The following is a 19,680-nucleotide window of genomic DNA, read 5'->3' as shown; positions in this document are numbered from 1 at the left end:
TGCCACCTTGTTCTGATTAACTGCCCAGTTCTTCCGCCCGGTTGCGGGCGGCTGCAATCGCCTTGTCGAAAATCGGCTGGATCCCGTCGTCGGCCATCAGCACGGCAAGTGCCGCAGCCGTCGTGCCGCCCGGAGAGGTAACGTTCTTGCGCAACTGCGCCGCGTCGTCGGAAGACCGGTGCAACAGCTCCCCCGCGCCCGACACCGTTTCGCGCGCCAGGCGCATGGCAAGCTCCGCCGGCAGTCCCGCCTTGCGGCCGGCCTCCGCCATGCACTCGACGAGGTAGAAGACATAGGCCGGCCCGCTGCCGGAAACGGCAGTGACGGCATCGATATCGGCTTCGCTTGCGACCCATTCAACCGGACCGCTGACCTTCAACAGGCCATCCACGGCCTCGCGCTGCGCGCCCGTCACCTTTTCATTGGCAAACGCGCCCGTGACGCCGCGGCCGATCATCGCCGGCGTATTCGGCATGGCGCGCACCATGGCCGCATCACCGAGATGGATCGTCATGTAGGAAAGCGTCTTGCCGGCAGCGACCGACACGACAACCGTTCCGGCCCCGATCAGAGTCTTGAGCGCCGGCAGGACCACGTCCATCATCTGCGGCTTGACCGCGAGAAACAGGATGTCGGCAACGACATCATTCGGCGCGGCTTTGAGATGAGCGGCACCGGCAGCAGCGATCTTCGCCTGCATTGCCTCGGAAGGCGACGGATCGATGACCGTGATACGCGCGCCGGAAACCCCGTTGTCGAGCCATCCGGACAGCATCGCACCGCCCATATTACCGGCGCCGACGAGAACGATCGACCCGTCGGCCGCTGTTGCGCCAGCAGTCGTCATGTCAGCATTCACCAACGGTTTCGAACAGGACCGCATCCATGGCGGCTTTCGCTTCCATGCCCGACCAGACGACGAACTGGAATGCCTGATAATAGCTCTCGCAGGCATCGAGCGCGCTGGAAAGCAGCACTTCCACCTGCTGGTTGGTGGGCTCGGCGCCGCCGGCAAGCAGAAGCGACTGACGGAAGATTACCACGTCTTCGGCACGCCACAGGTCGAAATGGCCCATCAACGTCTGACCGTTGACATGCGACAGCAGACGAATGACTTCGTTGACGCGCGTCTCTGGGATCTTCAGGTCGAAAGCGCAGGCAAGATGCAGCGCCTCGAACTCTTCCATCCACGAGAAAGACACATGGTAGTCGGTCCAGCGACCTTCGACTGTCATGGCGATTTCGTCGTCGCCCGAGCGTTCGAACGTCCAGTCGTTGGAGGCTGCAACGAACTCGATCATGTCGACCGGGTTCGATTGCCGTTCAATTTCCAATTCCATGAGGCTCATGCGGCACCTTCTTGACCGGAATGATTGCGGATGTGCGGAAATACGCCAACACGCGAACACTTAACCGGAAACAACACTTCCGATGATCTTACGACGCCGCCAGAATAACGCTGCCACCCTGTCTGGAGCTTACCAGTTCGTTTCGAATCATCATTTAAAATCAGTGTAGCTAGACAGGTTCCAGTCACCAGCCCCTGACCTCACTATTTCAGTGGGTTACGGTTTTGCCGACCTCTCCCTCGGCATCAGCGGAAGGGGTTAAATGACTCTGCCGCCTCACTTTTTCTCAAGTGTCCACAGGCGCCATTTTTTTGCCCGCGCCGCCGATTTTGTAGCGCGTTTTTTAACCGCTGAAATGCAGCCGAAACGAGAATCGGCCCCTCACGCAAAGCGCAAGGGGCCGATTTGATTCTCAACGATAATTTGTGCGCGCTCAGCCCTGCTGCGCGGCGAGCTTGGCTTCCAGCGCCTCGATGCGCGCCTTGAGCGCGTCGTTTTCGTCGCGGGCGCGCGCCGCCATTTCGCGCACGGCTTCGAATTCCTCGCGCTTGACGATGTCCATGCTGTTGAGGACGCGGTCTGCCTGGGCGTGGAACGCCGTTTCCATTTCCTTGCGCACACCCTGTGCCGCCCCCGCGGCATCGGTCATCAGCTTGGCGAAGTCGTCGAAAATGCGATTGGTTCCGGTCGACATGTCGTCATCTCCTGTAGAGCCGAGACAAATCCCGGCGAATATCCATGACTAGCAAGTAGGGCCACGGGCGGTCCGTTGCAAGCGCCATCCACTGCCGTTGCAACCGCTCCGGCGATTCCAGCTTGACCGCCACATTTGCTAAGGCCATGGTCCGCCGACATCGGTCACGCCGGGAATTTACATTGTACGAAGCGCTTCATCTTCTTGCCATTCTTCCGTTTCCAAACATCGATCCGGTGGCCTTCTCCATCGGACCTCTTGCGGTACACTGGTACGGCCTCGCCTATGTCGCCGGCATCCTCATCGGCTGGCATTATGCCCGCAAGCTGATCGAACGCCCGGCACAGTGGCCGAACGGCGAAGCGCCGATGACGAAGACCCATCTCGACGACTTCCTCGTCTGGATCGCCGCCGGCATCGTGCTCGGTGGTCGCATAGGTTACATCCTCTTTTACGATTTCGCCCGCATCGTCGAAAATCCGATCCGCGCCATCGAGATCTGGAACGGCGGCATGTCATTCCATGGCGGCCTGATCGGCGCGACGCTGGCGATGATCCTGTTTGCCCGCAAGCACAAGATTCCCGTCTGGAGCATGTTCGACATCATCGCAGCGGTCGTACCTTTCGGCCTGCTGTTCGGCCGCATCGCCAATTTCGTCAATGGCGAGCTCTGGGGCCGCTTGAGCGACATGCCCTGGGCCATCGTCTTCCCGACCGGCGGCCCGTTTGCCCGCCACCCGAGCCAGCTTTACGAGGCGGGTCTCGAAGGCATAATCCTGCTTCTGGTGCTGGCGCTGATGATTTTCCGGTTCAAGGCGCTGCGCACGCCGGGCCTCATCGCCGGCAGCTTCGTCATCGGCTACGGCTTCTCGCGCATCTTCGTCGAGTTCTTCCGCGAGCCGGATGCACAGCTCGGCTATCTTCTCGGCACGAACTGGCTGACCATGGGCATGGTCCTTTCCTTGCCGATGGTTGCAATCGGCGTCTGGGCCGTCGCGCGGGCAAAGCTCGCCGCGCCCGCTGCGGCAGCCTGAGGAACACACGCGATGAGCCAGCCCTCGTCCCCCGCCCCGACCAGCCCGCTCGCAGAGAAGATCAAGGCGCTGATCCGCACCAACGGTCCGATCAGCGTCACCGATTACTTCGCGCTCTGCCTCGCCGATCCCGAATACGGCTACTATCGCACCCGCGAACCCTTCGGCAGTCAGGGCGATTTCATCACCGCGCCGGAAATCAGCCAGTTGTTCGGCGAAATGATCGGCGTCTTCATGGTGCATGCCTGGCAGCAGCACGGAACGCCGGCAAACATCCGCCTCGTCGAGATCGGCCCCGGCCGCGGCACGATGATGGCCGACATGCTGCGCGTCATCAAGCGCATCGCCCCGCCGCTGTTCGACACGTTGTCCGTCCATCTGGTCGAAACGAGCGAACGCCTGCGCGGGGTGCAGCGCATCACGCTCGAAGCCTATTCGACCATGGTGAGCTGGCACGACAGTTTCGAGGACGTGCCGGAAGGTTTTTGCCTGATCGCCGCCAACGAACTGTTCGACGCCATCCCGATCCGCCAGTTCATCAAGACGCCGACCGGCTTTCGCGAGCGCCTGATCGGGCTCGATACAAGCGACGAACTTGCCTTTGCCGCCGGCATCGCGACCGTCGATCCGGCACTCCTGCCTGCCCCGTCAGGCAATATTCCCGACGGCACGATCTTCGAGATGGCCCCGGCCCGTCAGGCGGTCATGCAGACGCTTTGCGAGCGCCTGCTTGGGCATGGCGGCACCGCTCTCGTCATCGATTACGGTCACATGGTCACCGGTTTCGGCGATACGCTGCAGGCGATCATGAACCACGATTACGATCCGCCACTTGCCCACCCGGGTGAAGCCGATCTGACCAGCCATGTCGACTTCGAGGATCTGGCCAAGGTCGCCGTTTCCGCCGGCGTGCATCTCAACGGCGGCCTGCGGCAGGGCGAATTCCTCTATGGCCTTGGCCTTGCCGAACGCGCCAAGGCGCTGGCGAAGGACAAGGATGCGGTTGAGCAACGCCTCATAGCCGCAGCCGTAGACCGGCTTGCCGGTGAAGGCGCGGGCAAGATGGGTGAACTGTTCAAGGTGATCGCGGTCTCCAGCCCGGCTCTGAAACTGATGCCGTTTCGGCCGGTGGATTGACGGGGGGCTTGGCGGTTCAACGGAATTGGGTGACGTGATCCCCTCACTGGTGATTTTTGAGACTTAGCTTCAGCCAAATCTCAGATTTTCTTGGTGAGAGGACCGCTGCACTCTCCCTTTGCACGTATATCTCCTGCCGCCCCCCGATTGACATCGCACCACCCCATGCGCCAATCTCGCCACCAAAAGACCGAAGCATTCGCGTTCATTGCGAAGTAAAATCAATGGGATGGACGCCTATGTCGGAAACTTCCAAGCCGCGACCGGTCGAGAGTGCGCTTCTGAATGAACAGACGGGCGAGCGCATTCGCCATGGTTTCTTCACCCGCGAGGGCGGCATATCGGGCGGCATCTATGCAGGCCTCAATGTCGGCGTCGGCTCCGATGACGACAAAAGCCATGTGACTGAGAACCGCGCTCGTGTTGCCGCATGGTTCGGCCAGCCGTCGACACGGCTTTCGACCGTCCATCAGGTCCACTCCTCCGACGTGGTCGTCGTCGACGGTACCGCCCTGCCCGCTGAGCGTCCGAAAGCCGATGCGATGGTGACATCGGTTCCGGGCGTCGTCCTCGGCGTTCTGTCGGCCGATTGCGGCCCGGTCCTGTTTGCCGATGCCAAAAACGGCGTCATCGGCGCCGCCCATGCAGGCTGGAAGGGCGCGCTTTACGGCGTACTGGAAAACACCATCGATGCGATGGTGGCACTCGGCGCCGAGCGTGACAGGATCACCGCCGTGCTCGGCCCGTCGATCGGACCGGAAAGCTACGAGGTAGGCCCGGAATTCGTGGCGAACTTCAAGGCCGTCGATCCTGCCTATGAGGTCTTCTTCTCGCCGTCTGCAAAGCCGGGCCACGCGATGTTCGACCTGCCGTCGCTGACGGTGAAGCGTCTGCGCGATGCCGGCATCCGGGCGGAAAGCCTCGGCCTCGACACCTATCCCGATACGGAGCGCTTCTTCTCCTATCGGCGCACGACCCACAAACAAGAGCCGGATTACGGCCGCCAGATTTCCGCAATAGCGATCCGGGAGGACTGACATGGCCCTGCATTTCGACCGTGAGGAATATGCCGCACGCCTTGAGCGCCTGCTTGCCGGAATGCAGGAGCAGAAGCTAGATGCGCTGCTGCTGTTCGCGCAGGAAAGCATGTACTGGTTGACCGGCTACGACACGTTCGGCTACTGCTTCTTCCAGACGCTGATCGTCAAATCGGACGGCTCGATGACGCTGCTCACCCGCTCGGCGGACCTGAGACAGGCACGCCAGACCTCGATCGTCGAGAACATCGCCATCTGGGTCGACCGGGTGAATGCCGATCCGACCCTGGACCTGAAGAACCTTCTGAGCGACATGGACCTGCTCGGTGCCAGGATCGGCGTCGAATACGACACGCACGGCATGACCGGCCGCGTCGCGAAACTGGTCGACAATCAGCTTTCGACCTTCGGCCAGCTGATCGACGCCTCCTATCTTGTCAGCGGCCTGCGGCTGATCAAGAGTCCCGCCGAAATCGTCCATGCCCGCCGCGCCGCCGAACTGGCCGACGATGCGCTGGACGCGGCCTTGCCGCTGATCAGGGCCGGCGGTGACGAGGCCGCCATCCTGTCTGCCATGCAGGGCGCAATCTTTTCAGGCGGCGGCGATTACCCGGCCAACGAGTTCATCATCGGTTCGGGAGAGGACGCGCTTCTGTGCCGCTACAAGGCCGGCCGCCGCACACTCGATGCAACCGACCAGCTGACGCTCGAATGGGCTGGTGCCGGCGCGCATTACCATGCCGCGATGATGCGCACCGCCGTCATCGGCGAGCCGACCATGCGCCACCGCGAACTTTACAAGGCCTGCCTCGAAACCATCCACGCGATCGAGGAGGTTTTGCGGCCCGGCCACACGTTCGGCGACGTTTTCGACACCCATGCCCGCATCCTTGACGAGCGCGGCCTGTCGCGCCACCGGCTGAATGCCTGCGGCTATTCGCTCGGAGCACGCTTCTCGCCGTCCTGGATGGAGCACCAGATGTTCCATGTCGGCAATCCGCAGGAGATCGTCGCCAACATGACGCTCTTCGTCCACATGATCATCATGGATTCCGATACCGGCACGGCGATGACGCTCGGCCATACCTATCTCACCACCGAGGGCGCCCCGGAACCGCTGTCGCGCCACAGCCTCGACCTGATCGTCTGCTGACACGGCAAGGATTGTGGAATTGACAGGGCTTCCGACCCGCCTCTAGAGTTGACACGGGGTCAGCTATTCAGGAGACGAACAGGTGCAGCCATCGGCAAGGTCTCACATCGCTGCCCTGCTGATGCTCGCCCTCACCTCCTGCAACACGACCGATGCGCTAACGCCGCAGGCCGATGTCGGCGGCGGCATGAGCCGTTCCTCGACGCCCGTCACCCAGGCCGATACGGACCGCATGGTCGGCACACCGGCCGCGCAACCTCCCTCCGGCTCACGCTCCTATCGCCCCGCCAATCCTCAGAACACGCTGGAGGCGCAGGCACGCGCCATGGAGAACGGCAACGGCACCTCGCCGGCCTCCTCCGGTCCGCCGCCCAAGTGGCAGGGGCAAACGGCAGGCCCGCAGGCAGCGCCTCCCCCCGGCGATACGGCCTCGCTCGGGCCGGCAGTGGCAGCCGGCAGCGGCAGCACGATCCGCTTCCTGCCGATCATCGGCGCTCCGGTGCAGGCGGTCACGCCACTGTCGCGCCAACTCGGCGCATCGGCGCGCGCAAACGGCCTGACGATCCGTCCCTCCAGCGACACGACGACGCAGCAGATCCTCAAGGGCTATTTTTCCGCCTTTGCCGATCGCGGCAATGTCACCATCGTCTATGTCTGGGATGTGCTCGACAATTCCGGCGGCAGACTGCACCGTATGCAGGGCCAGGAAACCGTACCGGCGCAAGGCTCCGACCCTTGGGCGGCGGTGCCGGCATCGCTCATGCAATCGATCGCGACGAAGACGATAGGAGACTACCTGACGTGGCGTCAGAGCCAATCCGGCTAGCGTTATCCGGGCATATATGTAACGCCGGGTCACAGTTCATTCATAAAATTCCATGCGGATTTCGAATCCGCTCTTGCATTCGAGGGCCGCGGCGGTAAAAGGCCGCCATCCAGCTAAAAAAACAGGCGGACCGCAATGAAGGTTTTCGCAGGCAATTCGAACCGGCATCTGGCCGACGCGATCTGCTCTTATCTCAATGTTCCAGTCGGAAAAGCCAGCGTAAGGCGGTTTGCAGACCAGGAAATCTTCGTTGAAATCCAGGAGAACGTGCGCGGCGAAGATGTCTTCGTCATCCAGTCCACGTCCTTCCCGACCAACGACCACCTGATGGAACTGCTGATCATGATCGATGCGTTCAGACGCGCATCGGCCAGACGCATCACGGCGGTGCTTCCCTACTTCGGCTACGCCCGCCAGGACCGCAAGGCCGGCCCGCGCACGCCGATTTCGGCAAAGCTCGTCGCCAACCTGATCACCGAGGCCGGCGCCGATCGCGTTCTGACGCTCGACCTGCATGCGGGCCAGATCCAGGGCTTCTTCGACATCCCGACCGATAACCTCTACGCGGTGCCGATCCTGGCGCGCGACGTGAAGGAAAACTATGACCTGAACAACGTCATGGTCGTATCGCCGGATGTCGGTGGCGTGGTGCGCGCCCGTTCGCTGGCCAAGCGCCTCGATTGCCAGCTTGCCATCGTCGACAAGCGTCGCGAGCGCGCCGGTGAGTCGGAAGTCATGAACGTCATCGGCGACGTGACCGGCAAGGACTGTCTCCTGATCGACGACATCGTCGACTCGGGCGGCACGCTCTGCAACGCCGCCGAAGCGCTTCTGAAGAACGGCGCGACCAGCGTGACCGCCTACATCACCCACGGTGTCCTTTCTGGCGGCGCGGTCACCCGCATCGCCTCCTCCAAGCTGAAGGAACTGGTGATCACGGACAGCATTCAGCCCACCACGGCCGTACAGTCCGCCCACAACATCCGCGTCATCTCGACGGCGCAGCTGCTCGGCGAGGCAATCAACCGCACGGCGATGGAAAGCTCGGTTTCCAGCCTGTTCGACTGATCCTGGCAGAGAATTCGAAATGACATGATCGGGCCGGAAGTCGATGACGACTTCCGGCCCGTTTCATTTCCGGATGCCATCAGCACGAAACCGGTTCGCACCCGGATTGGAATTGCTTTACGGTGGGCACGATCAAAAGGGGAGGAATCACAATGTTGTCGATCCTGAATGCGCGCAAGGCGCTGTCGCTTGCCATCCTGCTACCCGTCCTGTCGGCCTGCACGGTCGATGGCGGCCCGTCCTATGGGCCGGGTGGTCCCGGCGGCTATTACCCACCATCGCGGCCGGACCCGAGGCCGCAGATGTGCACCATGGATTACCGTCCGGTCTGCGCCGAGCGTGGCGGACGCCTCGAGACATTCGGCAATTCCTGCCAGGCAAGCTCACGCGGCTTCCGTGTCGTCAGCTCCGGCGAATGCCGCGGCCCTGGTCGTCCTGATCGGCCGGAATGGGGTGGCCCGGGCGGCTCCGACCGCCCTGATTGGGACCGTCCCGGCAGGCCGGACCGCCCAGGAAGACCGGACCGCCCCGATTGGGATCGCCCTGACCGGCCGGGCCGTCCCGGCAACGACCGGGCCTGCACACGCGAATACCGCCCGGTCTGCGGCCAGAACCGTGGCCGCACCCAGACATTCCCGAATGCCTGCGAAGCCGGCAATGCGGGCTTCGGCGTCATCTCGTCCGGCCAGTGCCGTCGCGGATAAAAACGAAACTGCCGAAATCACATGCGCAAACGCCGGGATTACGCTCCCGGCGTTTTGCATTCGCCGAACGGGCCGATTATGTAGGGCTTCTATTCAAGGAGTCCCGCATGGCATCCCGCGACCGCTATTCCCGAAAACTCGAATGCTCCCAGTGCGGCAACACGGGCTTTGCCGAAGTGTCGGAAACCGACGACAAGCGCGCCGGTAGCCGCGACTTCCGCATCGACGAATTGCCGAAGACTTTTCATACGGAATTCGCCTCGACCGATCCGCGCAAATACATGATCCGCTGCGGCGACTGCAGCCACAAATTCCGCTTCGAGCAGAAATCCTATTACGCGCCGGGCGGCGAAGCGCGCCGTTGACGCACGAACAGGCCGCCCCTGAAAGCCACTCAGGCTGCGTCTGAAATCGCTTGTCTGTCGAATGGCGCCGGGCGGCCGAGCAGGTAGCCCTGCGCTTCATGGCAGCCTTCTTCGCGCAGGATCAGCAGCTGTTTCTGCGTCTCCACGCCCTCGGCAAGCACCGGGATGCGAAGCCCCTGCCCCAAGGCAAGGATTGCCCGCACCATGGCCTTTGCCTCGTCACTGCGCTCGACATCGGCAAGGAAGCTGCGGTCGAGCTTGATCTTGTCGAACGGGAAGGATTGCAGCGTTTCCAGCGACGAGTAGCCCGTACCGAAATCGTCGATCGCGATAGACACGCCGAGCCCCTTGATGGCGCGCAGCGCATGCAGGGCGCGCGGCTTGTCGGCAAAGATCGAGCTTTCGGTAATTTCCAGCTCCAGCCGCGATGGCTTGAGGCCGGTTTCGAGCAGAACCGAATGCACGAGTGCCGGCATGTCCGTATGGGCAATCTGTACCGGAGACAGGTTGACGGCAACCTTGTACCCGGTCGGCCAGCCCGCCGCCTCGCGGCAGGCCTCACGCAGAACCCACTCGCCGATCGGCAGGATGGCGCCGCATTCCTCTGCAACGGAAATGAACTCGACCGGCGATACGCTGCCACGTTCCGGATGGTCCCAGCGCAGCAGCACCTCGTAGCCGGTGATCTGTCCGGTCGAGATCGATTTCTGCACCTGATAATGAAGGTGGAACTGCCTGTCCTCTATCGCCGCCCACAGCTCCTTGGCCATCTTCGTGCGGTCGCGCGCGGCCTCGTCCATCTCCACATCGTAGAAGCAGACTTCGCGGGAAAGCGATGCTTTGGCGCGATACATGGCGAGGTCGGCATTGGCGAGCAGCGCCTCCGGCGTCAATCCGTCATTCGGATAGAGCGCCACGCCCATGCTGGCGCCAGGGCTTAGCCTGTGGCCTTCGATGTCCATCGGGCGATCGAACTCGGCCATCAGCCGCTCGACGAAGGAATGCACCTCCTCAATGTTGCGGTACCGGGTCGCGGCCACGAACTCGTCGCCGCCGAACCGGGCAAACAGTTCGGTTGCCGCAACGGTCGCCTTCATCCGCCGGGCGATCTCTTTCAGCACCTTATCCCCGACGCCATGGCCAAGCTGGTCGTTGATCTGCTTGAACTTGTTGAGGTCTATGCCGACGACGGCAAGATAGTCGCCGCTCTGCTCGGCATTGATCACGTCAGCCTCCAGATAGGCCATGAAGGCCGTCCGGTTGGGCAATTGCGTCAGCCCGTCATGGCGCGCCATGTAGGCGATCTTTTCTTCCGAACGAACCTGTTCGCTGATGTCCTCGAATGTCGCGACCCAGCCGCCATCTGCGAGACTGTTGATCCCGGTGCGAATCGTCCGGCCATTATAGGTCTTGTGCTGCATGCTGCGCTGGCCGGCTTTCATCGCGGCGATATAACGCTCGTAATGCTGATCGGCGATGGTGAACGAGACATGCTGCTCGCCATACGAAATTTCAAAAGCCCGGCGTACCAGCGCCTTGCAGGTAACGCCCGGAACGACAAAGCCCTCAGGAAACTGGAACATGTCCTTGTAGCGGTGATTGAACAACACCAGCCGCTCGTTGTGATCGAAGAGGCAAAGGCCCTGGCTCATGTTCTCAAGCGCCAGGTCGAGGTTCTGCGTCACGGCCGCGATGCGGTCATTATCCGCCTTCTGCTGGGTTATGTCGCGGGTAATCTTGGCATATCCGACGAGAACACCGTCGTCATCCAGCACGGACTGAATGACGACATGCGCCCAGAACCAGCTGCCGTCCTTGCGATAGCGCTTTCCGGTCGCCTCGAAGCGGCCGGTCTCGCGCGCGGTCGTAAGGGCCTGTTGCGGCACACCGCGCTCCTGATCGTCGGCGCAGTAGAACCGGGCAAAGTTATGCCCGACGATTTCGTCTGCCGTATAGCCCTTGGCACGCTGCGCGCCGGCATTCCAGTTGGTCACCACGCCATTGGGGTCCAGCATGTAGATCGCATAGTCGGTTACGCCGCGTACCAGCATTTCGAAATAGCGCTCGCTCGCCTTGGAGGAGCGCGCCGCCCTGTCGGAGATCAGTGCCGCAGCGGTCCCCGATCCCAGCAGCGAAAGCGACACGGCGATGATCGTCGACAGCATCAGCGGCTTGGATAGTGACCCGACCTCGATACCGGCGGAAACGTCCGGCACCAGCTGCGCTGCACCCATCGCGATGAAATGCATCGTCACGATTGCCAGCGCGAGGATGGACGCCGCGGTGATACGGGCTTTCGCACCACGACCCAGCGCCTGTACGAAAGCGATCGGCGCCAGAAGCACGGCCATGCCGATGGCAGTGAGCACGAGCGGCCGCGACCAGACGATCGCGCCGCCGAACTCGATCGCCGACATTCCGGTGAAGTGCATGCAGGAGACGCCGGCACCGAACACCACGCCGGCAGCGATCGCGCCGAGCCGCGTCGGCAGGGCAACGGCGACGACAGCCGCCGCAAAGGTAGCCATAAAGGCGATGCTGAGCGACAGAAGCGTCAATGACCTGTCGAATAGAAAGTTCAGCCCCGGATCATAGGCCAGCATCGCGACGAAATGCGTCGCCCATATGCCGAACCCGCCGGCCCCACCTGCAACAGCGGCCCAAACCACCCGTGCATAGGACTGCACCTCGCGCGCGCGCCCGACAAAGGCAACCGTGGCGAGGTTGGCCAGAAAGCAGAGTATGCCGGCGACAAGAACGAGCGACAGATTGTGTTCGTAAAGCAGGCAGGTGACGACGCCGGACATGGTTCATTCCTCAAAACTAACCCTGCTTTCGCGCATACATCTTTAACAAATTCCCTACCTCTTAATCAGGCTATGCTTCTTTAGGGGACAGTGGTCGAACGTACTTAACAGTCACGCAATGACGGCCTACTCAGGGTAAGTTTGCAACCTTTCAGCTCGCCGCGCGGGTGTTTTGTAGAGGAAGGCGGCCGCACCGGCATCTGCGCCCGTCTCGGCGCTTGCCTCGCAAGACGCCTTGTACTATAGGGACCGCGTCCGCGCAGACACCCTTGGAGGCAACGCGGATGAAGCGCGTCGAAAGACGTCCTTCAGTTCGATCCGGTCGAGTGACCGGACAGAACTCTCCAAATAACCTCGAAAGGAAATGCCATGAGCCAGAACACTTACGAGCTCAAGGCCGAGGCGCGCGAACGGGTTGGTAAGGGGTCCTCCCGTGAACTTCGCCGCAACGGTTTCATCCCGGCTGTCATCTATGGTGACAAGCAGGCCCCCATCTCGATCGCCCTCAGCACGAATGAGGTCACCAAGCGCATTCACGCTGGCGGCTTCATGACGACGATCGCGACCATCGACTTCGACGGCAAGAAGATCAAGGTTCTGCCGAAGGACTACCAGCTGGATCCGGTGCGTGATTTCACCATGCACGTCGATTTCCTGCGCGTATCCGGCAACACCGAAGTCAACGTCGACGTTCCGGTCCACTTCGTCAACGAAGACAAGTCCGCGATCAAGCAGGGCGGCGTTCTCAACATCGTCCGCCACACTGTAGAATTCCATTGCCCGGCTGACGCCATCCCGGAATTCATCACGGTTGACCTCGACGGCGCCAAGATCGGCGACAGCATCCACATCTCGGCCGTCAAGCTGCCGAAGGGTGTAACCCCGATCATCACCGACCGCGACTTCACCATCGCGACCATCGTTGCTCCGGCAGCTGGCGTCGCTGAGGAAGAAGAAGCAGCTTCGACCGAAGAATAATCTTCCAATCTCGAAGATTTGGAAAAGCTCGCCCTCTGCGGCGAGCTTTTTTCGTTTCAGACGGGCGTCGGGAATTGCATTTCCTGCCCCTCAGTTCACAACCGCGGGTATTTTCACAACCGCATCAGGGAGTTTTTAAAGGTTTAGGTGAAAGTATATCGCGGGGAATATTTTAGAACTGTGTAAATTCGGGGAACGCGAATGACTCATTCCGTTGAGAGTCGTTTTATTACGATCATTTCTGCCGCGCTTCTCATCGTCGTCGCTCCTCTTTTTACTCTTTTTCTTGCACTGTCCTCGCAGCAGGCATCGCAAAGCCTCGGTGAACACATAGACGTCGTCATGGCCAGCAATTCGCTGGTGCTCGGCAAGCAGCTGTGGGATCTGGATCAGGACAGTATACGCGAAGTCGCCGAAATGCTGGCGGCCGACCCGGCAATCAACGCCGTCCGCATTACCGACAGTACCGGCAAGCTCGATGTCTTCGAGGCCAGTCCCGACACACCCGACCTGAGCAGTCTGGCCGTCAGAACTCAGCCGCTGATGTACAGATCGCTGCAGGGCGTCAGGGAAGTTGGCACACTGAGCGTCTATGTGCCGCATGCCGGATGGTTCTCGGGTCTGCATCAGATCGAGTTTGCCTTCATCTCGATCTTCATCATTGCCATTCTGACCGTGTTCGGCGCCGCTGTATTCGGCAACCGCATGATGGTCATCAGACCGCTGATGCGGCTGACTGCCGCCATCGAGGCGACCCGCCGGCTCGGCTCGCGCCACCATGTCGACTGGCGCTCCAACGACGAGATGGGACGGCTTGCAAAGAGCTATAACGAGATGCAGGCGCTTCTGGAACGTGAGGAGCGCGAACTGAAACGCGCCCACCAGCAGGCGACCGAGATCTACAACCTGACGCCCGCCATGCTGTTCTCCCTGACGGCAGACGATACGATTGCCGCCGTCAGCGACTATTGGCTGATCGCCACCGGCTACCGCCGCGAGGACATCATCGGCCGACAGTTCGCCGAACTGCTGCTTGCCCCCGACCGCGCGATCTTCGAAGATCGCCGGCGCACCCGGACCGGCGACAAGGGCACTATCGAAATCACCGTGCGGTTCATTTGTGCTGAGGGACGGTCGATGGACGCCTTGATCACCGAAGCGGATCTCGGCGCAGCCGGCGGACACATGGCCGGCTCGCTGAGCGTCATGACCGACGTGACGGAACTGAAGCAGTCGGAAATCCGCAACCACCAGCAGGCGATCTCCGACCACCTGACCGGCCTCCTCAACCGTCAGGGCTTCGAGGCAGCCCTCGAAGCGCAGATCGTCGAAGCCGATCGCACAGGTGCCAGACTTGCCTGCCTGTTCGTCGATCTCGACCGCTTCAAGGCGATCAACGACAACCACGGGCACGCGGCCGGCGATATCGTCCTGCAACAGTTCGTCGCACGGCTTCAGCCTTTGCTTGAGGCGAACGACACCGCCGCGCGACTGGGCGGCGACGAATTTGCGATCGTCGTTGCCGGCAGGAACTGCGAAGATCGCGCGCAGGCGCTGTGCGACAGGATCATCGACATGCTCGAGGAACCATTCAGGTTCGAGGACGCCAGTATGCGCCTGAGCGCCAGCGTCGGCATTGCACATTATCCGCAACATGCCTCCGGCTCCGCCGAACTGCTGCAAAAATCCGACCTCGCCATGTATGCGCGCAAGCGCGACGGCAAGAACGGCTCTATGGTCTACGATCCGGCGATCCTGACGAGAACGAGGGAGAAAGCCGAGATCGAAAACGACATCGAGATGGGCATCGAGAACAACTGGTTCGAGGCGCATTTTCAGCCGATCGTCGATATCGCCGACGGCCAGCCGGTGGGTTTCGAGGCGCTGATGCGCATGCGCCATCCGCGCAAGGGCATGATGTCTCCCGGCCCGCTCATCGCCGCAGCCGAAGAGAATGGCACGATCGGACAGATCGGCAGCCTCATTCTTAAGGACGCGCTGATCAATCTGGGCATGGTTTCCCGGCTTCCGGGCCTCGCCAACGCCTATGTGGCGGTCAACGTCTCGCCGCTTCAGTTCGAGAAGGACCTGTCGGCAAGGCTTGCAGCATTGCTTGCCGAACACCGCATTGCCCCGTCACGTCTGGTCATCGAGATAACCGAGGCCGTGCTGATGCATGACGACCCGGAAATCAGGAAGACGCTGGGCGATCTTCACAACCTGGGATGCCGCATCGCGCTCGACGACTTCGGCACCGGCTATTCCTCGCTGAGCTACCTCAACCGTTTTCCCGTCGATATCGTCAAGATCGATCAGTCCTTCGTCCAGTCCCTTGTCGGCCGCGATGCCGACGTCGAGCGCAAGAGCCGCATGCTGATCGAAGGCATCACGACGATCTCGCACAAGATGCATTGCAAGGTGATCGCGGAAGGCGTCGAGACGGCCCAGCAGCAGCAACAGCTGATCCAGTTCGGCGTCGATTACGCCCAGGGCTATCATTTCTGCAAGCCGCGCCAGATCAACGACCTTCTGGCGGACCTCGCCGGACGGCCTGCCATGGAAGCGCTCGCCAGCTGATGGGGCAAAAACCTCACGCGCAGAATAACTGAACGCAACCGGTTTCGGAGTTGGACGCATGAAGTACATGATTGCGCTGGTCGGGCTCCTGGGTCTCTGCACACCCGTGCAAGCCGAACAGCCGATCGCGCTGATGACCGAACCCTACGCACCATTCGTTCAGGTGGAAAAGGATGGCCGCATAACCGGCTCCAGCGTCGAGCAGGTCGAGGCGATCATGGCAAAGGCCGGCATTGCGTTCACACTCGAGGTCGTCCCCTGGGCGCGGGCGATCACGCTAGCGGAAAGCCAGGCCCTGCATTGCGTCTTTACCGCCGCCATGACACCGGAGCGCGCACCGCGTTTCAAATGGGTTCGGCCGATCAGCATCAGTCGCAGCGTGCTGGTCCGCCACAGCCTGTCCGACGTGCGGGCATCGACGATCGACGAGGCGAAGCGCTATACGATCGGCACCCACAGAGCCGACTACACCGAGGATCTCCTGCGGCAACAGGGCTTTACCGCGATAGATCTCAGCGCAGACTTCCAGATATCGGTCAACAAGCTGCTCGAACAGCGCATCGACATGGTACCAATGTCGGAAGGCGTGCTGGAAAGGCTGCGCGCCGAAGGCCTGCCGCTCGAGGCAGCGCTTCCCTTCTCCGAACAGCAATTCGGTCTCGCCTGCAACAAGAGCGTATCCGACGATCAGATTGCACGCATGCAGGCCGGGTTGAATGACCTCATCAGCAGCAGGGCACAGGACGAAATCCTGCAACGCTACGGCCTCAAGCCCATGCTTCTGTGGTCCAGATGACCGAAAGAAGTTGACAGCGCCGCGGTTTCGCTGTCGTGAACGGCAAAGATGACTTGCCTGCGCTATGGAGACTTCCCGATGCTGATCATTGCCGGACTGGGCAATCCCGGAGCCAAATATGCGGGCAACCGCCACAATATCGGCTTCATGGCGGTCGACGCGATCCAGCGTCTGCCGGGCTTCTCTCCCTGGTCGAAAAAATTCAAGGCGGAGATTTCAGAGGGAGAGATCGCCGGCGAAAAGGTTCTGCTGATGAAACCGCAGACCTTCATGAACCTGTCGGGAGAATCCGTCGGCGAGGCAATGCGCTTTTTCAAGCTGACGCCCGCAAACATCGTCGCCATCTACGACGAACTCGACCTCGCCCCCGGCCGAGCCAAGCTGAAGACCGGCGGTGGCCATGGCGGCCATAACGGCATCAAGTCGCTCGATGCCCATTGCGGCAGGGAATACCGTCGCCTGCGCATCGGCATAGGCCATCCCGGCTCCAAGGAACAGGTTCACAACCACGTTCTCGGCGATTTCGCCAAGAGCGACCGCGTCTGGCTGGAACCGCTGATGGATGCGATCGCCGACAATGCCGACATGCTGGTCAGGGCCGAGGATTCACAACTGATGAACAAGCTGACGCTCGCTGTCGGCGCAAAGCCCGAGCCGGAGAAACCTGCGAAGCCTGCCAAGCCCGCTACGGCTCCCGCATCGAAGCCGGCCGGAAAATCCCATATCCATCAGGCGCGCGGCAATGGCGGCAAGCCCAACCTGCCGACCTCGGGGCCGATGGCCGACATGCTGAAAAAGATGTTCGGGCCGAAAGAGTAATGCAGCCGAAAGGCCTATTCCTCCGGCTCGGTGGTAAACATCAGCGGGAACCCGGCTTCCTTGGCAAGATCGACCGCCTCCTTCGCCTTCGTCTCGGCGACGTCCCTGGTGCAGACCACGACCACGCATGAGCCGAGCCGGTGGGCGGTCATCATCACCCGCAGACCGGCATCCTCGCTCATGCGGAAGACGGCGCGCAGCACCATGATGACGAATTCGCGCGGCGTGTAATCGTCATTGAGCAGGATGACCTTGTAGAGTTTCGGCCGCTCCAGCTTGGGCTTGGTGTTCGTCTTCGGGGTGAGAACCGTGTTTCCGGCCATCGGCGCTACCTCGTAATGGGCTCCTGTTTGGGAGCATTCGATCAAATGTATTTATCTCGCAGCGGCGAGATTTAATGTCGTGGCGGCATTACGGTCAATCAACCTTGGGAAGCAGGCTCTGCCGTCCTTGAGAGGCGATCACGGCGGCAGCCTTCCTGTCGAACGTGACGAAAATCTCGCCGCCAAGCCGTCTTCCCTCAAATTCTATCACACCATCAGCAAAGTCGCAGCCCGCAAACAAAGTGGTGAGACCCGCTTCCATAGCCGCACGATCGTTACCCACGCGCGTCAGCGATCAGCAGGCGGACCACCGCTTGGGCAAGCTCGCTACGAGTCTTCTTGTAGACCTGTCGCAGCACCCAGACGAACTCTGATAACGCGACCGGCGAAATATGTACCACCTCGGCCTGCCGAAGAAGACTGCGCGATGCTTCCGTCTGTGCCGGATCATCCATGATGAAGGCCCGGACGAGAACATTCGTATCAGGGGTCATCGTCCAGCCTCACCTGCCCTGCCCGCCCGGCCTCTATCGCTTTATGGATATCCTCAATGACGGCCTGGACTTTGTAGGGGTTTGAGCCCGCTTGAAAGAAGTCCTCGATACTGCCTTTCGGCGTACTGCGAAGACCTGCTCCCTTCCGCGGCAAAAGAAAGACATCAACCTCATCGCCCGGCTTTATGCCGAGATGATCAAGGACCTCGTTCTTGAGAGTAATCTGCCCTTTCGCGGTAACCTTCAGCTGGACCATCCCATATCTCCTGGAGAGAAAGCTAAGGCAAATCCCCCTACCGACAAGGCAATGCCTTTTCGCCAAGTCTTGACCCGCAGGGCATTCTCCCCCATAGCGACTGCAAATCAGTTCAAGCGATAGGTTTCCTCCCCGATGGGCTTCAAATGCGGTATCGTCGGACTGCCCAACGTCGGCAAGTCCACACTCTTCAACGCTCTCACCAAGACGGCGGCGGCACAGGCGGCCAACTACCCGTTCTGCACGATCGAGCCGAACACGGGTGAAGTCGCGGTTCCGGATGCACGCATGCAGCAGCTGGCGACGATCGCCGGCTCGAAGGAAATCATCCCGACCCGCATCTCCTTCGTCGATATCGCCGGCCTCGTGCGCGGCGCGTCGAAGGGCGAAGGCCTCGGTAACAAGTTCCTCGCCAACATCCGCGAAGTCGATGCCGTCGTGCACGTCCTGCGCTGCTTCGAAGACGACGACATCACCCATGTCGAAGGCCGCATCAACCCGGTTGGCGATGCCGAGACGATCGAGACCGAGCTGATGCTCGCCGACCTCGAAAGCCTGGAACGCCGCGTCGAGCAGACCCGCAAGCGCGCCAAGACCAACGACAAGGAATCGGTCGCCCAGCTGCCGGTCATGGAAGCCGTTATCAAGCTTCTCAACGAAGGCAAGCCGGCCCGCATTCTCCTGAAGACGCTGGCGGCCGATGACATCGAGATCCTCAAGGGCCTCAACCTCCTGACGTCGCATCCGGTCCTCTATGTCTGCAACGTCGCCGAAGGCGATGCCGTCGACGGCAACGAGCATACGAAGGCCGTTGCGGAAATGGCCAAGGGCCAGGGCGCCGAATGCGTCATCATCTCGGCCGCCATCGAATCCGAAGTCGCCCAGCTTCCGGAAGAGGAAGCCAAGGAGTTCCTCGGCGCGCTCGGCCTGGAAGAAGCAGGCCTCGACCGTCTGATCCGTGCCGGTTACCAGCTGCTCGACCTGATCACCTATTTCACGGTCGGCCCGAAGGAAACGCGCGCCTGGACGATCGTTCGGGGCACCAAGGCTCCGGCAGCAGCCGGCGTAATCCACACCGATTTCGAACGCGGTTTCATCCGCGCCTTCACCATCGGCTTTGACGATTACATCACCTACAAGGGCGAAGTCGGCGCCAAGGAAGCCGGCAAGGGCCGCGACGAAGGCAAGGAATATGTCGTCAACGACGGCGACGTTATCCACTTTCGCTTCAACACCTGATTGTTCGACCAAAGGCCATGGCAG

General features: G+C 61.3%; 21 protein-coding genes. 13 read left to right on the top strand and 8 right to left on the bottom strand.

Annotated elements, in window-relative coordinates; all coding sequences use genetic code 11:
• Positions 1 to 16 precede the first annotated feature (16 nt).
• From proC to AC0JZ4_RS12120, 3 genes are all read right to left on the bottom strand, one after another.
• Positions 17 to 847: a pyrroline-5-carboxylate reductase gene (proC, locus tag AC0JZ4_RS12130; protein WP_471886629.1), complete on the bottom strand. Its 831-nt coding sequence runs from the start codon at positions 845 to 847 to the stop codon at positions 17 to 19.
• Position 848: 1 nt separating this feature from the next.
• The gene (locus AC0JZ4_RS12125; RefSeq protein WP_471886628.1) at positions 849 to 1,349 is read right to left on the bottom strand and encodes a type III secretion system chaperone family protein; all 501 of its coding nucleotides are present in this window, start codon (positions 1,347 to 1,349) and stop codon (positions 849 to 851) included.
• Positions 1,350 to 1,782: 433 nt separating this feature from the next.
• Positions 1,783 to 2,043 carry an accessory factor UbiK family protein gene (locus AC0JZ4_RS12120; RefSeq protein WP_471886627.1) on the bottom strand — a complete coding sequence of 87 codons (261 nt, stop codon included), beginning with the start codon at positions 2,041 to 2,043 and terminating at the stop codon, positions 1,783 to 1,785.
• A gap of 146 nt (positions 2,044 to 2,189) precedes the next feature.
• Between AC0JZ4_RS12120 and lgt the strand changes: the two genes are divergently transcribed.
• The 8 genes from lgt (at position 2,190) to AC0JZ4_RS12080 (ending at position 9,367) form a co-directional block, all read left to right on the top strand.
• Positions 2,190 to 3,077, top strand: a complete 888-nt coding sequence (gene lgt / locus AC0JZ4_RS12115) for a prolipoprotein diacylglyceryl transferase (protein ID WP_471887872.1) — start codon at positions 2,190 to 2,192, stop codon at positions 3,075 to 3,077.
• Between the two features lie 12 nt (positions 3,078 to 3,089).
• Positions 3,090 to 4,214 carry a class I SAM-dependent methyltransferase gene (locus AC0JZ4_RS12110; protein WP_471886626.1) on the top strand — a complete coding sequence of 375 codons (1,125 nt, stop codon included), beginning with the start codon at positions 3,090 to 3,092 and terminating at the stop codon, positions 4,212 to 4,214.
• Positions 4,215 to 4,453: 239 nt separating this feature from the next.
• On the top strand, positions 4,454 to 5,251 hold the full coding sequence (gene pgeF / locus AC0JZ4_RS12105) for a peptidoglycan editing factor PgeF (protein WP_471886625.1): 798 nt from the start codon (positions 4,454 to 4,456) through the stop codon (positions 5,249 to 5,251).
• 1 nt (position 5,252) lies between these two features.
• Positions 5,253 to 6,404 carry a M24 family metallopeptidase gene (locus AC0JZ4_RS12100; protein ID WP_471886624.1) on the top strand — a complete coding sequence of 384 codons (1,152 nt, stop codon included), beginning with the start codon at positions 5,253 to 5,255 and terminating at the stop codon, positions 6,402 to 6,404.
• Between the two features lie 121 nt (positions 6,405 to 6,525).
• The gene (locus AC0JZ4_RS12095) at positions 6,526 to 7,230 is read left to right on the top strand and encodes a hypothetical protein (protein WP_471887871.1); all 705 of its coding nucleotides are present in this window, start codon (positions 6,526 to 6,528) and stop codon (positions 7,228 to 7,230) included.
• 135 nt (positions 7,231 to 7,365) lie between these two features.
• Positions 7,366 to 8,298: a ribose-phosphate pyrophosphokinase gene (locus tag AC0JZ4_RS12090; RefSeq protein WP_471886623.1), complete on the top strand. Its 933-nt coding sequence runs from the start codon at positions 7,366 to 7,368 to the stop codon at positions 8,296 to 8,298.
• Between the two features lie 152 nt (positions 8,299 to 8,450).
• Positions 8,451 to 9,002 carry a Kazal-type serine protease inhibitor family protein gene (locus AC0JZ4_RS12085; protein ID WP_471886622.1) on the top strand — a complete coding sequence of 184 codons (552 nt, stop codon included), beginning with the start codon at positions 8,451 to 8,453 and terminating at the stop codon, positions 9,000 to 9,002.
• A 107-nt stretch (positions 9,003 to 9,109) separates the two neighbouring features.
• On the top strand, positions 9,110 to 9,367 hold the full coding sequence (locus AC0JZ4_RS12080) for a hypothetical protein (RefSeq protein WP_471886621.1): 258 nt from the start codon (positions 9,110 to 9,112) through the stop codon (positions 9,365 to 9,367).
• Positions 9,368 to 9,396: 29 nt separating this feature from the next.
• Here the strand turns inward: AC0JZ4_RS12080 and AC0JZ4_RS12075 are convergent, their stop codons facing one another.
• On the bottom strand, positions 9,397 to 12,174 hold the full coding sequence (locus AC0JZ4_RS12075; protein ID WP_471886620.1) for a bifunctional diguanylate cyclase/phosphodiesterase: 2,778 nt from the start codon (positions 12,172 to 12,174) through the stop codon (positions 9,397 to 9,399).
• Between the two features lie 369 nt (positions 12,175 to 12,543).
• Here AC0JZ4_RS12075 and AC0JZ4_RS12070 point away from each other — a divergent pair, with 369 nt between their 5' ends.
• The 4 genes from AC0JZ4_RS12070 (at position 12,544) to pth (ending at position 17,344) form a co-directional block, all read left to right on the top strand.
• Entirely contained in the window at positions 12,544 to 13,152 is a 609-nt protein-coding gene (locus AC0JZ4_RS12070) for a 50S ribosomal protein L25/general stress protein Ctc (RefSeq protein WP_471886619.1), read from the top strand.
• A gap of 201 nt (positions 13,153 to 13,353) precedes the next feature.
• Positions 13,354 to 15,729: a bifunctional diguanylate cyclase/phosphodiesterase gene (locus tag AC0JZ4_RS12065; protein ID WP_471886618.1), complete on the top strand. Its 2,376-nt coding sequence runs from the start codon at positions 13,354 to 13,356 to the stop codon at positions 15,727 to 15,729.
• Positions 15,730 to 15,787: 58 nt separating this feature from the next.
• Positions 15,788 to 16,525 carry a substrate-binding periplasmic protein gene (locus AC0JZ4_RS12060; RefSeq protein ID WP_471886617.1) on the top strand — a complete coding sequence of 246 codons (738 nt, stop codon included), beginning with the start codon at positions 15,788 to 15,790 and terminating at the stop codon, positions 16,523 to 16,525.
• A 78-nt stretch (positions 16,526 to 16,603) separates the two neighbouring features.
• Entirely contained in the window at positions 16,604 to 17,344 is a 741-nt protein-coding gene (gene pth / locus AC0JZ4_RS12055) for an aminoacyl-tRNA hydrolase (RefSeq protein ID WP_471886616.1), read from the top strand.
• Positions 17,345 to 17,358: 14 nt separating this feature from the next.
• Here the strand turns inward: pth and clpS are convergent, their stop codons facing one another.
• From clpS to AC0JZ4_RS12035, 4 genes are all read right to left on the bottom strand, one after another.
• Entirely contained in the window at positions 17,359 to 17,667 is a 309-nt protein-coding gene (clpS, locus tag AC0JZ4_RS12050; RefSeq protein ID WP_471886615.1) for an ATP-dependent Clp protease adapter ClpS, read from the bottom strand.
• Between the two features lie 94 nt (positions 17,668 to 17,761).
• A complete protein-coding gene (locus AC0JZ4_RS12045; protein WP_471886614.1) occupies positions 17,762 to 17,929 on the bottom strand; it encodes a PIN domain-containing protein in 168 nt (55 codons plus the stop codon).
• A 13-nt stretch (positions 17,930 to 17,942) separates the two neighbouring features.
• Complete coding sequence (locus AC0JZ4_RS12040; protein WP_471886613.1) at positions 17,943 to 18,161, bottom strand: PIN domain-containing protein; 219 nt, start codon at positions 18,159 to 18,161, stop codon at positions 17,943 to 17,945.
• Positions 18,151 to 18,417, bottom strand: coding sequence for an AbrB/MazE/SpoVT family DNA-binding domain-containing protein (locus AC0JZ4_RS12035; RefSeq protein WP_471886612.1), 267 nt, complete (start codon positions 18,415 to 18,417; stop codon positions 18,151 to 18,153). The genes AC0JZ4_RS12040 and AC0JZ4_RS12035 overlap by 11 nt, the downstream gene beginning before the upstream one ends.
• A gap of 135 nt (positions 18,418 to 18,552) precedes the next feature.
• On the opposite strand from AC0JZ4_RS12035, the gene ychF reads away from it, so the two are divergent.
• Positions 18,553 to 19,656, top strand: coding sequence for a redox-regulated ATPase YchF (gene ychF / locus AC0JZ4_RS12030; protein ID WP_471886611.1), 1,104 nt, complete (start codon positions 18,553 to 18,555; stop codon positions 19,654 to 19,656).
• Positions 19,657 to 19,680: the final 24 nt, after the last annotated feature.

This window comes from [Rhizobium] kunmingense (assembly GCF_977018605.1).
Note: the sequence above shows the minus strand (reverse complement) of the source record. Positions and strands in the feature narration are given on the sequence as shown.

Coding starts and splice junctions, on each gene's coding strand:
- proC (WP_471886629.1), bottom strand. CDS start 847: ATGACGACTGCTGGCGCAACAGCGGCCGACGGGTCGATCGTTCTCGTC.
- AC0JZ4_RS12125 (WP_471886628.1), bottom strand. CDS start 1,349: ATGAGCCTCATGGAATTGGAAATTGAACGGCAATCGAACCCGGTCGAC.
- AC0JZ4_RS12120 (WP_471886627.1), bottom strand. CDS start 2,043: ATGTCGACCGGAACCAATCGCATTTTCGACGACTTCGCCAAGCTGATG.
- lgt (WP_471887872.1), top strand. CDS start 2,190: ATGGTCCGCCGACATCGGTCACGCCGGGAATTTACATTGTACGAAGCG.
- AC0JZ4_RS12110 (WP_471886626.1), top strand. CDS start 3,090: ATGAGCCAGCCCTCGTCCCCCGCCCCGACCAGCCCGCTCGCAGAGAAG.
- pgeF (WP_471886625.1), top strand. CDS start 4,454: ATGTCGGAAACTTCCAAGCCGCGACCGGTCGAGAGTGCGCTTCTGAAT.
- AC0JZ4_RS12100 (WP_471886624.1), top strand. CDS start 5,253: ATGGCCCTGCATTTCGACCGTGAGGAATATGCCGCACGCCTTGAGCGC.
- AC0JZ4_RS12095 (WP_471887871.1), top strand. CDS start 6,526: ATGCTCGCCCTCACCTCCTGCAACACGACCGATGCGCTAACGCCGCAG.
- AC0JZ4_RS12090 (WP_471886623.1), top strand. CDS start 7,366: ATGAAGGTTTTCGCAGGCAATTCGAACCGGCATCTGGCCGACGCGATC.
- AC0JZ4_RS12085 (WP_471886622.1), top strand. CDS start 8,451: ATGTTGTCGATCCTGAATGCGCGCAAGGCGCTGTCGCTTGCCATCCTG.
- AC0JZ4_RS12080 (WP_471886621.1), top strand. CDS start 9,110: ATGGCATCCCGCGACCGCTATTCCCGAAAACTCGAATGCTCCCAGTGC.
- AC0JZ4_RS12075 (WP_471886620.1), bottom strand. CDS start 12,174: ATGTCCGGCGTCGTCACCTGCCTGCTTTACGAACACAATCTGTCGCTC.
- AC0JZ4_RS12070 (WP_471886619.1), top strand. CDS start 12,544: ATGAGCCAGAACACTTACGAGCTCAAGGCCGAGGCGCGCGAACGGGTT.
- AC0JZ4_RS12065 (WP_471886618.1), top strand. CDS start 13,354: ATGACTCATTCCGTTGAGAGTCGTTTTATTACGATCATTTCTGCCGCG.
- AC0JZ4_RS12060 (WP_471886617.1), top strand. CDS start 15,788: ATGAAGTACATGATTGCGCTGGTCGGGCTCCTGGGTCTCTGCACACCC.
- pth (WP_471886616.1), top strand. CDS start 16,604: ATGCTGATCATTGCCGGACTGGGCAATCCCGGAGCCAAATATGCGGGC.
- clpS (WP_471886615.1), bottom strand. CDS start 17,667: ATGGCCGGAAACACGGTTCTCACCCCGAAGACGAACACCAAGCCCAAG.
- AC0JZ4_RS12045 (WP_471886614.1), bottom strand. CDS start 17,929: ATGGAAGCGGGTCTCACCACTTTGTTTGCGGGCTGCGACTTTGCTGAT.
- AC0JZ4_RS12040 (WP_471886613.1), bottom strand. CDS start 18,161: ATGACCCCTGATACGAATGTTCTCGTCCGGGCCTTCATCATGGATGAT.
- AC0JZ4_RS12035 (WP_471886612.1), bottom strand. CDS start 18,417: ATGGTCCAGCTGAAGGTTACCGCGAAAGGGCAGATTACTCTCAAGAAC.
- ychF (WP_471886611.1), top strand. CDS start 18,553: ATGGGCTTCAAATGCGGTATCGTCGGACTGCCCAACGTCGGCAAGTCC.